Raw genomic sequence first — 15,283 nt, 5'->3', positions numbered from 1 at the left:
TTCACACCACTCCTGTCTGATTCAAAATATGATTGATTTTTGCTGTCACTTCTTCTGTCCTTTGATTAATAAAAAAGTGGTCGCCCTCAAATTCGTAAAAACTGCATGTCTGATCGGTGTACTGATTCCAGTCCGATAAATCAAACAGCACAGACGGCAGATCACGTTTTCCGTAAAAAATCGAGATATCGCAGGAGAGAGGTTGAACGCTTGTATTCCTGTAGGTCTCTAGGAGCTGAAAATCAGCTCTTAAAATAGGAAGGAAAAAATCAAGCACCTGCTCATTTTTGTTGAACTCTTCGGGCACACCTCCCATCTCAATGATCGCTTGTTTTAAAGCGGAATTTGAAAGCTGATGAAGCACTTTCTTTTCCGGGATATGAGGAGGAAACCGCCCGGAAAAAAACATATGGATCGGCTGTTTATTTTCAGCGGTTAATTTCTTTTGCAGCTCATATGCAAGCAACGATCCCATGCTGTGTCCAAAAATGGCATAATCGGAATCGCCCAAATGGGATGTTGCTTGCTCAAAAAGGTCTTCTGCCACAGATTCTGCATGATTCAGCAAGGGCTCAGACATTCTTGTTCCATGTCCGGGAAGCTCCAAGGCCACCAGTTCAACTGACGCATCAAGAAACCTTTTCCATCCGCTAAAGATGGTGCTCGAACTCCCGGCATATGGCAGACAGAATAATTTGATCATTTGACCCTCTCCTCTTTACCAATATCCTTCAAACATTCAATATGTGCTGCTTCAAGCTCCAGCACTTTTTTCAGTGAATCTTTAATCCGGTCTTCATAACCGGAAGATGATTCTCCCGAAAAATAAAGCTTTGCCGCAAGATGCCGCGCCGTTTCCCATTCCTTAATAATGTCGGCTGTCACAGCTGTAAGCTGGTCAAACGCCGGAAGAAGGGAGAGGCGGTATTGCTCAATTTTTTTTATATTTAAAATCTCATTAAATGAGTGAAGGAGCTTTTCGCTGTCTCTTATGCTATGAAATTGATCGATAAACCGGCTGAAACTCGTCAAACCGGATAACATTCGTTCTAGATACTTGGTGACATTTTGAACAAAATAAGCACTAGCATCCTTGAAGATGCTATGCCCTGAGCAGTCCTTATCTGGATCATAAGTAAAAGAGGCATATGAATGAAAAGCGGCAGGCGGCTGAAAATAGTCATGATAAGCTTGATAGGCTTTGACCAGATGATGATTTGAGATGTTTCTGGTCTCATATGACAAGTTATCCGGATAACGGTTTTCAATGGCAAGAACGGTCTGTTCAGCGTCATGAAAGCCGTAAATCAACATGCAGTTGCGGTTATGTTTAGACATATATTCCTGCCTGTAAGGCTGGGCGTATGTGTCCAGCCATATGATGACGGGTTTGTTTTCAAGAATGTCCTGTTTTATATCAGTTATGAGATTGCCGCTCATTGATTGCTTATCCGCGTAAATCCCCTGCAAATTCATGACATGCTCGGGATCATGGACTTCTGTCCGTTCAATTATCGGATAACCTTCTTCATCCATTTGATAAGAATAAATATCATTTAAAAGATAAGGATACATCTCTTGCTGAAACGAGCGAACGACGGAAAAATAACAGTTAAAAAAACAGCTGCGATAAAATAGTTCGTTAAACGGCTGAATACCAGGGATATATGCTTCACATTTCATGCGTTTCACTCCTTCTTGCGGCACGTTGATTGAATAAGCATGCGGTTAAACCGTATATACAGGAGGCAAATAGTAGCATATAGTAAACCGCTGCCAAATATAGAAGAGAAACAGGGCCCCAGATGAATATCATGCTCCATGGCAAACCATTAAAGGCAAAAACAGAAATAAGCTTCGGCACCAGCATGCCTACTGCCAGTAATAGCCCCCAAAGCAATGCCTTTATCCTTGTCCGCTGTTGAACGGGAAGGCTTTTCGCTTTTGCTCTTCTCAGCCAAATATAGATACGGCATAGAAGAACGATAAATAATATACTGAATAAACCCAGCATGCTGGCAGCTGCTTTATCAATAAATTGAAAGGGATCAGTTACAGCATTGTCCTCTATTTGGTTTTGGCCGGAAATCGTTTGTAAAACAGAACGAGCAATTTTCTCAGGGTACGCACTGTTCATATTGGCCAGAACACCTACAGCCGCATTATCATCGGAGCTGACGATAATAAACGAAGAAAAATTAGGATTGGAGCCGGCATGAAACACTTCCTTGACTCTGCCCTTTTTTTCAAAAACTGACCATCCCGCACCGTAATATACGCCCGGCTCGACTGCTTTTACACTTTTATCCGGCAGGTGACTCTGTTCAATCAGCCGGTCTATATCAGCGTCACTGTGTTTCAGTTGAAATTGAAGCCATTTGGATAAATCCTCTCCGTTTGTGAAAATATATCCGGCAGGCGTGTTCCCCCTATACTCAGGCGCCTTATAGGCTCTGGCCTTTACAAATCCAATTTTAAAACCTGCTGATACATCACCTGCATGACCAGCGGTCCTCCCGGCATACGTGTTTGACATATCTAATTGCTTAAAAACATGCTCAGCCATATATCGCTCATATGGCTGTCCTGATGCCTGTTCGATGATATATCCCAGCACATCATAATTAATTGTGGCATATTCAAATGCAGTTCCCGGCTTATGACTAAGTTTAACTCCCTGTAACCCTTTTGCTGTTTGCTCCAAGGCGTCTTTTCTTGAATCAGCTTTAATATCCGCTATCGACAAAAATGGGATTCCGCTTGTATGATGCAGCAGCTGACTGATCGTGATATTTTCTCTCTTTCCTTTGTAAACTGCATAAAATCCGCTGACATACCGGCTGACAGGATCATTCAGACTGATTGTCCCCAAGCGGGCAAGCCTAAGCACGCCGAGAGCAGTAAACGCCTTAGAGGTTGAGCCCATCTCAAACAATGTCGAGCTGGTCACAGGGCGGTTATGCCCCTCATCGGCATAACCGAATCCCTTTTTGTACACCACCTCATTACCTTTTACAGCAACCACTGAAATCCCAGGTATTCGGCTTTCCTTCATCTGCTTTTCTATCAGGACGTCAATACGCTTATCAACTGGTGTCTGAGCGCTTGCCTGTCCCCCATTCAACGTTTGAACTGACAGAATACAAAGACATAAAACCAGCCATACAATTCTCATCATTTGAACAAGGAATCCAATTCTTCCATAGATAATGAGGCAGTCTCAAAATCTGATGGCGTATATTCGACAGACTCTTGCTTACAACAATGTTCAGCTAGCTCCGTCAGCTGTACAGAAAATTCATCTAGAAGCTGTTCCATATCTTCTGTTTGATAAAGGCCGCTGCAGCTTAAATCCACCGTAAGCTGTCCGTCATAAATTCCCGCTGTTAAATCTAGACTGACTGTCAGATCATTTTCAGGTGATGACTCGGCTCCTGAATTTAAATAAGTCATGCTGTATTCAGGTTTATCCGCTAAAAAACGGTCAACTTCCCCTAAATAATTAAAGCGCAGCTCGGGTTTTATATGGTCCGGCATTCGCTTACTCAAGTAGGTGAGGGCGCCGTAGCCGATACCTTTATTAGGGATGCTCCGTATGTTTTCTTTCACCGAACGGATTTGGGCCGGCAGATCGGCCTCAGTCTGAAACACGGCAGGATACATGGCTGTAAACCACCCGAACGTTCTCGAAAAGTCTAAGTGTTCCTTCAGCGGCTCTCTTCCGTGGCCTTCTAATTCTAAAGAAATAACGTCTTTGCCAGTACATTGACGGCAAGCACGGATTAACGCAGTGAGCAGCAAATCATTCGTTTGGGTTTGATACGCCTCATTTGCTTCACTCAGCAGTTTTTGAGTCAATTGACGGCTCAAAACCCGTTTCAGTTTTTTGCTGTCTTTTACTTTCGAACCCTCAGCACGGAGCCCGTAGAGCGGCTCAATCTTCCTCACTTTTTCTGCCCAGTAGCTGTATTCTTCTTCCGCCTCACGGGAATCGGCATACTCATTTATCGAAGCTGAGAATTCCTGGTAAGAATGTGTCTTTAAAGGCAGTCCCTTTCCTTCCTGCTTGTTCGTTGAATGTAAAAGAGAAAGAAAATCATCAATCAGGATTTGCCATGATACTCCGTCCGCAATCAGGTGGTGCGCTGTAAATAACAGATGCGTTTTTTCTTTCGCTTTGATTACACCTGTTTTAAAAAGCACATCGTTGTATACGTCCGTCTTTTCTCTCATTTTCTGTCCGATCACTGCTATTTGCTTGGTTTGCTCCCCCTCAGGAAGACTCGATACATCCCCATATTCGATATGAGGCTCAATATCTTCATTGTGATAAACCAAGGTCATTGATTCTTTTTCAACAGTCATTCTTAAAGCATCGTGATGGCTGATCAAAACAGACAGAATCGCCTTTACATTTTCCAGGCTGATCTCTTTTTTAGCAGTGAGCATGACCGATTGATGCCAGAAATGCTCGCACTTTAAATTTAAGGACCAAAACCATTTTGTTATCGGTGTGTCCATGACCCTGCCTTCAGCTTTTTGCTGCGGAATGGAGGGAGCTTGTTTACTCGTCACGACACTGACAAGCTCTCTGAATACGGGATATGTCAAAATATCCTGGGTCCTTATAAAAAGCCCTTTTTCTTTCATTTTTGAAACAAATTGAATGGCTTTAATGGAATCTCCGCCAAGTTGATAAAAATGATCTTCCGGGCGAATATCAGTCTGGCCGAGAATCTCTTTCGCGGTTTCCAGAAGAACCGCCTCTGCGGCTTTCTGCTTTTCGTCTAAACTGCAGAACGTTTGCTCTTGAGACAGTAAAGGGTCAGGGAGCGCTTCTCTGTCTGTTTTTCCATTTTGCGTAAGCGGAATCCGATCCATATGAATAAAGTAGGCCGGGACCATAAAAACGGGCAGTTTGTCAGAAAGCTTTTTCCGGAGCTCCAGCGCTGTCGTTTTGGTTGAGCTGACAACATATGCCACCAGTTGTTTTCTGCCCTGTGAATCAGCAAAATCAATGACAACGGCCTCATCTATGTCTTCTAGCGAAAGCAGGGCTAACTCAATTTCTCCCAGTTCAATACGGTAGCCTTTTAATTTGATTTGATGATCTTTCCGCCCTGCATATTCAAGCAATCCGCTGCTGGATCTTTTCGCCAGATCGCCTGTCTTGTACATTTTTCTGCCCTTTATAAAAGGGTTATCCAGAAAACGTTCTTTTTGGAGATTTGGGCGCTTCCAATAGCCCCTGGCGACATTATCGCCTGATATGTACAGTTCGCCTTGGGATCCAGGCAGAACCGGCTGCAGCTGTTCATCTAATAAATAAAGTTCAGTGTTCTGCAGCGGAATCCCGATTGGGACCGAAGCTTGCTTATCCTGTTTTGGATTATATTTGTGGATCATACAACCCACTGTCGCTTCTGTCGGTCCGTATTCATTAAAAATCTCAATGCAGTGATCTGATAATTCTGTTACCTGACGTGCTAATGAAACAGGCAGCTGCTCCCCGCCGACGATCATTCTTTTTATAGAGGAGTCTGACAAATTTTCATCTTTCAATAACGCTAAATGCGCTGGCGTCAGCTTGATAACAGCCGTTTTCTTTTCCTTTATGATTCGATGAAGTATAAACTCCGATATATCTTCTTGTCTGTAAATGATGATTTTATTTCCTGTCACTAATGGGGTATAAATGGATGTAACGGTTAAATCAAAAGCTATGGATGAGTAGAGCGCAAAGCTATCACTTTGGGAAGAAGTATAATTCTGAGAGGCTGATATGATGTAGTTTACAAGGCTTTGATGTTCAATCATCACGCCTTTAGGCTGCCCTGTTGATCCTGAAGTATAAATCATATATGCGATGTCGGAAGGATCGTTCTTGATGTCTAACTGTCCCGTGTCTAAATCATGAAACATGGCGCAGTCAAAGCTGATTTTTTTCACGTGGCTTGGCAAACGGCAGTCTATCTCAAAAAGCGGATCTGTGATAAAAAACGCCGCTTCACTGTTTTCTAAAATATATTGAATGCGTTCGGCTGGATACTCGGGATCAATCGGCACATAGGCGCCGCCTGCTTTTAAAATCCCCAGCAACACAGCGATCAAATCCGGTGAATGTTTCATGCTCACGGCAGCAAAATGATCGCGGCTTATTCCTTTATGTATAAGGTAACGGGCAATCTGGTTGGAGCGTTTATCCAATTCTTGATAGGAAACCTGTTTGCTTCCATCCTCAATCGCTGTATGGAACGGATGCTGTGCGGCTTTCCCTTGAAATAATTGATCGATTGTCTGATCTTTCGGATAATCGGCCCGTGTCTGATTCCACTTCACGATTTCGTCTCTTTTTTCTTGTTCAGTTAATAGAGACAAATTTCTTAATTTCATTTCTGGATTCTCGATAACTAATAAAATCAAGCGCTGTAAACGGTCATTCAATAGCTGAATGTCCGATTCGCTGTAATCGGATACCTTGTAGTCGAACTGCAATTCGATCGCTCCGCCTTCATCCCATTCTTTAACGGCGATCTGCAGGGAATAAGGCTGCGACCCGTTATATAATTCATCATATTCGACATGACATCCGCTTATATCAGAAGCTAGGTCAGTGTTATATGAATTAATATAAATTTGGAAAAGCTGGTCGTATCCCTGTTTTGAGAGCTGCAGTTCCTTCACCAGTTCGTCATAGGGATATCGTTGATGGAGAAAATATTTCATATAATCGGAATTGACTTCTTGCAAAAAGTCTGAAAAACATATTTCATGCTCTGTTTTCTTTCTGAACGGCATCGTACTGACAGTCATCCCTGCAGTGCTTTTTTCCTTCTTACCTGATCTGTTTAATACTGGCGTCCCTATAATGAAATCATTCTCTCCGGTTATTTTGCTTAAATACCAAAACAAGGATGCAGTAAACAAAGCGTTTAACGAAGAGCCTTGCTGTTGAATAAATTCATAAACTGCGCTCGAATGCTCCTGCTCCATCTTAAACCGTTTGCGTTTTCCGGCAATGTGTGCAGAACTTTTTGAGAGGAAGCTGTCCGGCAAATGAGAAAATTCATCTTTCCAAAACGCGGCATCTTTATGATATCGGGATGAAGAAAGGTATTTTTTCTCTTTTTCTATGAGTATCGAATAATTGTCAGCGCCTCCTGTAAGCAATTCACCGGCTGTGAGCTGCATGTACAGATTTTTAATCTTATCAATGATAATTTTCATAGACCAGCCATCAGCAACAATATGATGGCATTTGATTAAATATCCGCATGTCGCTTCATCTGTTTGAAATACATAAAATTGAGCAAGCGCGCTATCATATAAAGAGAATGGTATTTTAAATTCCCTTTCCGCCCAATCTAGCATTCTTTCAAAAGGATGATCGGTTTGAGTAAAATCGGCAGACGGCACATGGACATGGGCTTTTTTTTCTATGTATTGAAGAACTGATTCTTCCTGCTTCACGAGCCTTATTCTAAGGGATTCTGTCTGACTGATACAAAGCTGAATGGCTTTTTGTAATGTCTCAAGATGAAGTTTTCCATTGATTTGTACAAGTCCGCCAATATGATTAATAGCTGTATCAGGATATAAATTTTCAATATTTAAAATTCTTTTTTGGTGATGAGAAAGAGGAAATAAGTTAAAGTGACCGTCCAAAAATTCCACCTCTTTACAAAAAGTATTTAATAACACCAATTTAAACACACAAAAATATTTTTGTAAATATTTATAATATATTGTCTATATTTGTTCATTTTTTAGTTTTAATGATAGAAGCGCTGAAACAGTAAAAATGATAAAATTCAAGAAAAAGACATATTGCACACCAAGCCAATCAGTTAGACTGCTCATAATCAAGATAGAAGCTCCGTATACAAATGTGCTTATTGTATGCTGAGCAGACAGGATTTTTGGCAGCAATGTTTCGTTTATGTTCTCCTGCACATAAGTTCTGATCGCAATCCCCCTGAGCTGAAATGAGGGTCCCAGAATAAAGACAAGAAGCAAGGATGCCAACGCATACTTGTTTAGCGCAAGACATAATGTAGAAGCGCCGATAGCAATTGAAGTCCATAAAATCATTGAGAACAGCTTTCCGTTGATGCTTTTCGAAAATTTCCATACGATTAAACCGCCTGTAATGGTACCCGCGAAATAGCTGGCATTAATAAACCCCCACCATGTTTCGTTTTTATGAAGCACTTCATCGACATATACAAGAATGATAGCCCCCGTCCAAATGCTTCTGCCGAACATGGATAAAAGCTCAAGAACAGTCAGCATTCTGATAACAGGCATCTGATAAATCGCTTTCCAGCCAGCTGCGATTTTATCAATAAAAGATTCGTTTTCTTCCTGTTCGCCATCTCCTTTACCCGCATCCTTGACAAAAAATAAAGACACTGTTGAAGTGCCATAAAGCACAAAAGTCAGCATTAATAGCAATTGGGGCCCGAGCCATTTGATCAAAAGGCCGCCGAGCAGCCAACCGAGCAAGAGCACGATCTGATCAGAGGTCAGCACAAGACTGTTTGCTTTTAATAGCATGGGTTTTGGAACAAAACGGGGAATCATAGAATTTCTGACCGGGATGGTTCCTCCATCTAACAGCGACATGAAAAATACAATCAAGAAAAAGATTACAATAGATTTAAAATCTATAATAAATATGAGGAGCAGCAAAGATAAAAGTATGGTTTGCGTCAGCTGTAAAAAGATCAAAATCTGCTTGAGCCTGTATTTATTGATAAAAACAGGTATAAAAACTGCGCTTAATGATTGGCCGACAAATTGCATCATGGCCACAAGCGATGCCAAAAAAGCCGAGTCTGTGACTTGATAGGTAAACAGGGTCAGAACAAGCACATATAGAGAATCTCCTAAATTGGCAATCGACTGCCCCGCCCATATGAAATAAAAGGATTTATTTTTCATATTTTCAACCCTTTTCTATTTTTTGAACATCATAACATAAATGCATACCCTATCCAACGATCCTCAAATTCAATATAAACGCAAAATAACCCCAGCGCCGCTGCGGCGCAAGGGGTTAACTTATTTTAGTCATAAATGTGAACAGTCGGCTCTTTATCGCCAGCATCACGGAGAATGACCGCTTCCTGGCCGTCTGAGGATGTAATATCCACTTCGAGATCTAGTGAGCTCTTTGAGTAATAGTCCATGACCTCACCCGTTAAGAACTGGGTAAACGCGACGACTTCACTCTTTCCGTAGAATTGCATCGGAATTTCGATTTTCATTTTCTTCATTTCATCGTTTTCATACAGGGCCGTTCCGACAACACCTGTGTAGTTCGGGAAGTAGTTGTCAATTGAGTTTTTGAATCGTTTAAAGACTTCAGAATCATCCGGATATTTCTCTGCAGTGCTCGTATCGGCCGGATAGAAGACGTATTTTTCATTTACATCGTCCCAGTTTGAAATATCAGAGGAGCCTGCTTTGACTTCTGTTTTGGCGATAAAATTGCCGGGAACGATGGATGTTTTAGACGCCTGTTTGTAAAGCGCAATCGTAATCGGCACATTCTTCAGGTTGTCTTTTTTGCGAAGGCGGTTAATGACCTCCTGCGCGATTTTTTCTCCCTGTTTACGGAGTGTGCTGTTATCAATTTCCACTTCTTTTTGAGGGTCGCCTGTTTTCTCGCGGTAGTAATACACTGAATTTAACGCCAAGCCGATCATAACGCCGCCAAGCTGGATGGAATTCTTGTCTTTTCTGACTAAGTAATCATGTTCCAGCATAGAAGCTAAATAAACCGGACTGCTTTCGTTTTTCTCTTCTGTTGAGCCAGAGCTAGGGAGCGCTGGGTTCAGACCTTCGTTTTTAAAGTTTTTATCTTCTTTTTGAGCTTTTTTCAGATCAGATCCTGTTTTTTTCCGAGCCAGCCAGCTTAATACTGTATCTTCATCTAAATATTGTCCTTCTTGGAACAGATAATCGTCTGTCGAGAAAGAGTCTTGGGCAAGGCGCATCAGTCCCGTTTCAAACTCATCAATATCAAGTCTTGTATTCAGCTGTTCCGTTGTCAGGCCTCGTGCTTTCCCCGCTTTAAACGGAAGCACCATTTTGTAATAGGAGTCAGAGATATTGTATTTCGGGATAATCGCTTTTTCTGACGATTTCGCCGTTTTTTGCGTAATCTCTTCCTCCTTCTTCCCCCCAAAACCTGACGAACAGGCAGACAGCATCAACACTGCCGCCGTTGCCGCCATTACCAACGTCTTTTTCAATAGAAAACACTCCTCTTATTTCTTTAGCTCTCCCATTAGCTGTTGTTCATTCCACACTTCAATGTTCAGCTCTTGCGCTTTTGTCAGCTTGCTTCCCGCCGCTTCTCCAGCGATAACCAAGTCTGTGTTTTTACTGACGCTTCCAGTCATCTTTCCGCCGAGCGCTTCAATTTGCGCTTTCGCTTCGTTTCTTGACAGCTCTTCCAGCTTGCCTGTCAGAACGATGGTTTTGCCTGCAAAATAGGAATCGCTGTCCTCTGCTTTTACTTTTTTCGGACCTTTATAAAGTGTGTTTACGCCCAGCTCCTCAAGTTCGGCCAAAAGCTCGAGCATTTCTTCTTTATGGAAATAGGTGATGACTGCGTCAGCCATTTTTTCACCGATTTCATCTATTGCGAGAAGTTCCTCTATGGTAGCTTTTTTCAGATTGTCCAAGCTTTCAAAGTGCATGGCGAGCGTCTTTGCAGCCTTCGAGCCGATAAAGCGGATGCCGAGGCCGAATAACAGGCGCTCTAATGAGTTTTCCTTTGATTTTTGTATAGAGCTGATTAGGTTTTCAGTTGATTTTTCGCCCATGCGTTCGAGCTGAATCACCTGTACCTTCGTCAGCTTATACAGATCTGCCACATTACGGACGAGATTCTCCTGAAACAGCTGTGTGATCACTCGTTCGCCAAGCCCGTCAATGTTCATGGCATTGCGGGAGACAAAATGAATCAGCCCTTCTCTGATTTGTGCAGGGCATTCAGGATTGATGCAGCGAAGCGCCACTTCTCCTTCAATGCGGACGAGTTCACTGCCGCATTCAGGGCATTCTGTCGGCATGCTGAATTCCTTTTCTTCCCTCGTGCGCTGTTCAACGAGAACGTTCACGACTTCAGGTATAATATCGCCCGCTTTTTTGACGACTACCTTATCCAAAATCCGGATATCCTTCTCTTTAATTAAATCTTCGTTATGAAGGGATGCTCTTGAGACCGTTGTCCCGGCTACTTTTACCGGCTCAAGAATCGCGGTCGGCGTAATCACACCCGTTCTTCCGACATTTAATTCGATATCGAGAAGCTTTGTCACGACTTCTTCTGCTGGAAACTTGTACGCGATGGCCCAGCGCGGACTTTTCGCCGTAAAACCAAGCTCCTCCTGCTGATCAAGGGAATCCACTTTGATGACGATGCCGTCAATTTCATACGGGAGATCGGCTCGTTTCGCCTGAATGTCATCAATCATCGCAATGACTTCTTCTATGCTGCCGCATTTTTTCCGTTCCTGGTTCGTTTTAAAGCCGATGTCGTCGAGAAAATCAAGTCCTTGGCTTTGTGTCTCCACACCCATTTCGTCAAGCTCCGCTATACTGTAGACGAAGATATCGAGATTTCGTTTCGCCGCAATTTTAGGGTCGAGCTGTCTGAGTGATCCCGCAGCGGCATTGCGCGGATTTGCGAACGGTTCTTCCTCGTTTTTGATCCGTTCTTCATTGAGCGCTTCAAACGAACGCTTCGGCATATACGCCTCTCCTCGCACTTCAATCGAAAGGCTGCGTTTCATTTTGAGCGGAATAGTGCGGATCGTCTTCAGATTTTCCGTAATATCCTCTCCCGTCGTCCCGTCGCCTCTTGTCGCGCCTCTGACAAAATAGCCGTCTTCATAACGGAGAGAAACAGCAAGACCGTCTATTTTTAGCTCCACATTATACGCCACATCATCACCCACGGCCTGTCGCACACGGCGGTCAAAGTCGCGGAGATCGTCAGCATTAAACGCGTTGCCCAGACTGAGCATCGGCGTGCCGTGAGTGACTTTTTGAAACGCATCAAGCACAGCGCCGCCGACACGCTGTGTAGGAGAATCAGGCGTTCTGAGGTCTGGATGCTCCTCCTCAATCGCAATCAGCTCCTGCATCAATCTGTCGTATTCAGCATCAGGGACGCTCGGTTCATCTAAGGTGTAATATTCATAGCTATACTTGTTGATGGTGCGGCGCAGTTCTTCTGCCCGCTGCTTCGCTGTTTCTTTGTCCATCTGCTTCTTCCTTTCCTCTTCAATTACTGCTTTTCTATTGGCGCGAATGCCGCTAACAGGCGTTTCACACCGATCGGGCTCGGGAAGGCAATATCGAGTTCGGTCCCTTCTCCTTCGCCTTTCACGCTGACAACGGTTCCTGTGCCCCATTTTTTATGCCCGGCTTTATCTCCGACAGCCCAGCTGAGGGTATCGCCGCCTGTTTTGCTTGCGTAGGACACCGGACGGGAAACAGGGCCGCGTCTCGGCTGCATTTTTCTCGCAGACGGCGCTCTCGTTTCTTTTTTCTCATTTAGGTTTTCCAATAAATCATCTGGAATTTCACCGATAAAGCGTGATTCCGGGTTCATGTTTGTTCTGCCAAACAACGTGCGCATTTTTGCGTTGGTCAGATAAAGCTCCTGCTCCGCTCTTGTAATGCCCACGTAAGCGAGACGGCGTTCTTCTTCCATCTCTGCTTCTTCCATCAGTGAACGGCTGTGCGGGAAGACGCCTTCCTCAAGCCCCATAAGGAAAACAACCGGGAATTCCAGTCCTTTTGCGGCGTGCAGCGTCATCAGCGTGATCGCATCCGTGCCGCCGGATTCCTCTTCTTTCTGGTCGAGCTGATCGATATCAGCGATCAGTGCCAAATCTGTCAGGAACGCAACGAGTGTCTTGTCTTCGCTTTTCTGTTCAAAGTTTTTCGTTACGGACAGGAACTCGTCGATGTTTTCTAAACGGCTTTGGGCTTCAATTGATTTTTCTGCCTTCAGCATTTCTCTGTATTCGGTTTTATCGAGAATTTCTTCGGTCAGCTCGGTAATTGATAAATAGTCCTGCATGTTTGTCAGGTTCTCAATCATCTGTCTGAAGCTGTCGAGCGCGTTGGCTGCCTTGGCGCTGACGCCGATGAAATCAACCTGCTGAATCGCTTGGAATAGTGACAAGCCGTTCATCGCGGCATATGAAGCGATTTTTTCAAGTGATGTGGCGCCGACTCCGCGCTTCGGCACATTGACAATACGCGTAAAGCTGATGTCATCATCCGGATTGGATACGAGACGCAGGTACGCGAGAATGTCTTTGATTTCTTTTCTGTCATAGAATTTTGTGCCGCCGACAATGTTATAGTTCAAGCCCGCTTTGAGAAGCGTTTCCTCAATCACACGGGACTGGGCGTTTGTCCGATACAAGATGGCGATATCCGACAGCTTCCGTTTGCCGGAGTGATGAAGCTCATAAATTTTCCCGGCAACAAATTGTCCTTCACCGAATTCATTGTCTCCGCGGTAATAGGAAATTTTAATTCCTTCATCGTTTTCCGTCCATAGATTTTTCGGCTTGCGGTTTGTGTTGTTTTGGATCACTTCGTTGGCCGCGCGCAAAATCCGTTTTGTTGAACGGTAGTTTTGTTCAAGCAAAATTACGCTGGCATTCGGATAATCCTTTTCAAAGGAAAGAATGTTGGCGATGTCCGCCCCGCGCCATCTGTAAATGGACTGGTCGGAGTCGCCGACAACGCAAAGGTTCTGGAAACGCTCCGCCAGCTGCTTCACGAGCATGTATTGCGCTCTGTTCGTATCCTGATACTCATCGACGTGGATGTATTGGAATTTGCGCTGATAAAATTCAAGCACTTCCGGAATACGGTCAAACAGTTTAATGGTCGTCATAATTAAGTCGTCGAAATCAAGAGACTGGTTTTTCAGCAGTTTCTTTTGATAATCAGTGTATACATCGCTGACGACCTGATCATAGTAGCCACCGGCAACCTTAGAGAATTCCTCCGGTTCGGTCAATTCGTTTTTCGCACTGCTGATCGTGCCGAGGATACTTCTCGGATCAAATTTTTTCGGATCAAGGTTGCGTTCTTTCAATATCCCTTTGATGACTGAAAGCTGGTCAGCCGTATCAAGGATTGAAAAATTACGGTTGATCCCGATGCGGTCGATATCTCGGCGCAAAATTCGCACACACATGCTGTGGAATGTGGAAATCCAGATATCGTCCGCGCCAGGCCCGAGAATGCTCTCCACACGTTCTTTCATTTCTCTGGCCGCTTTATTTGTAAATGTGATCGCCAAGATGTTCCACGGCGCCACATGCTTTTCCGCCATTAAGTAAGCGATTCTGTGCGTCAGGACACGCGTCTTTCCGCTTCCCGCTCCCGCCATCAGCAAGAGAGGCCCGTCCGTTGTTTTGACAGCTTCCTGCTGAACGGGGTTTAAACCGCTTAATAGTTGATTGCTAATGTAATTCAAAATTCGTCACCCGCCTATACAAACATATGTTCTATCATAAAACAAATCCGTACATTTCGCTACTCGCCTTTGACAGCTGCTACTGTCTTTAGCGCTTCATCAAAATCCTCATACACAGCGTTGCCCACCACAATGACATCCGCGTGCTCGGCATACTGTTTCGCCGTCTCCGCATCTTTGATGCCGCCTCCGTAAAACAGGGTGGACGATTGCAATACAGCCTTCGTTTTCTTCACGGCTTCTATGTCCCCAAGAGCGCCGCTGTATTCCAGATAGAAAATCGGAAGCTGCAGCAGCTCAGACACGCGCGCATAGGCGATGATATCGTCATGATTCAGATTGGTGTCCGCCTCCGTTAAAGCCGCGGCTTTGCAATCAGGATTTACGATACAATAGCCTTCCGCCACAATTTCTTCCATCGACATCAGTTCTCCATATTCCTTCATGGCCTTCTGATGCATTCCGACAATCCAATCCGGATTTTTGCTGTTTAATACACTTGGAATAAAATATAAGTCAAAGCCGGGGACAATCGCTTCAATCGCTGACACCTCAAGTACACACGGCACCAAAAACCGTCTCACCTGAGATAGCATCCGCAGGACATTATCCTCCGTTACACCATCGCTTCCTCCGATAATGACCGCATCAGTCCCTGACTCACAAAGAATCTCCAGCTGTTCATCAGGCAAATCTTTATTTGGATCGAGTTTAAAGACATGCTTCCACTCCGTTACATCGTACACGTCATCCGTTCCT

At 44.0% G+C, this 15,283-nt stretch carries 9 protein-coding genes; all 9 read right to left on the bottom strand.

The window, feature by feature from the left end; genetic code table 11:
- Window position 1: 1 nt before the first annotated feature.
- Window positions 2-703: an alpha/beta fold hydrolase gene (locus NST56_RS03580; protein WP_326227754.1), complete on the bottom strand. Its 702-nt coding sequence runs from the start codon at window positions 701-703 to the stop codon at window positions 2-4.
- Window positions 700-1,683: a BtrH N-terminal domain-containing protein gene (locus NST56_RS03575; protein ID WP_326227755.1), complete on the bottom strand. Its 984-nt coding sequence runs from the start codon at window positions 1,681-1,683 to the stop codon at window positions 700-702. The genes NST56_RS03580 and NST56_RS03575 overlap by 4 nt, the downstream gene beginning before the upstream one ends.
- On the bottom strand, window positions 1,673-3,178 hold the full coding sequence (locus NST56_RS03570; protein WP_268450550.1) for a serine hydrolase domain-containing protein: 1,506 nt from the start codon (window positions 3,176-3,178) through the stop codon (window positions 1,673-1,675). The genes NST56_RS03575 and NST56_RS03570 overlap by 11 nt, the downstream gene beginning before the upstream one ends.
- Window positions 3,175-7,665 (bottom strand): amino acid adenylation domain-containing protein, encoded by a 4,491-nt coding sequence (locus NST56_RS03565; RefSeq protein ID WP_339180020.1) that lies wholly within the window; start codon window positions 7,663-7,665, stop codon window positions 3,175-3,177. The genes NST56_RS03570 and NST56_RS03565 overlap by 4 nt, the downstream gene beginning before the upstream one ends.
- Window positions 7,666-7,749: 84 nt before the next feature.
- Window positions 7,750-8,943: an MFS transporter gene (locus tag NST56_RS03560; RefSeq protein ID WP_229148745.1), complete on the bottom strand. Its 1,194-nt coding sequence runs from the start codon at window positions 8,941-8,943 to the stop codon at window positions 7,750-7,752.
- 125 nt (window positions 8,944-9,068) lie between these two features.
- Window positions 9,069-10,259, bottom strand: coding sequence for a CamS family sex pheromone protein (locus NST56_RS03555; RefSeq protein WP_229148743.1), 1,191 nt, complete (start codon window positions 10,257-10,259; stop codon window positions 9,069-9,071).
- Between the two features lie 15 nt (window positions 10,260-10,274).
- The gene (gene ligA / locus NST56_RS03550; protein WP_339180017.1) at window positions 10,275-12,281 is read right to left on the bottom strand and encodes an NAD-dependent DNA ligase LigA; all 2,007 of its coding nucleotides are present in this window, start codon (window positions 12,279-12,281) and stop codon (window positions 10,275-10,277) included.
- Between the two features lie 23 nt (window positions 12,282-12,304).
- Window positions 12,305-14,524, bottom strand: coding sequence for a DNA helicase PcrA (gene pcrA, locus NST56_RS03545; protein WP_326227760.1), 2,220 nt, complete (start codon window positions 14,522-14,524; stop codon window positions 12,305-12,307).
- 59 nt (window positions 14,525-14,583) lie between these two features.
- Entirely contained in the window at window positions 14,584-15,270 is a 687-nt protein-coding gene (locus NST56_RS03540; RefSeq protein WP_268505806.1) for a heptaprenylglyceryl phosphate synthase, read from the bottom strand.
- Window positions 15,271-15,283: the final 13 nt, after the last annotated feature.

This window comes from Bacillus sp. FSL R5-0560, from assembly GCF_037966305.1.
GTDB classification, from domain to species: Bacteria; Bacillota; Bacilli; order Bacillales; family Bacillaceae; genus Bacillus; species Bacillus mojavensis.
The sequence above is the reverse complement of the archived record's forward strand: the minus strand, read 5'-3'. Positions and strand labels throughout refer to the sequence as shown.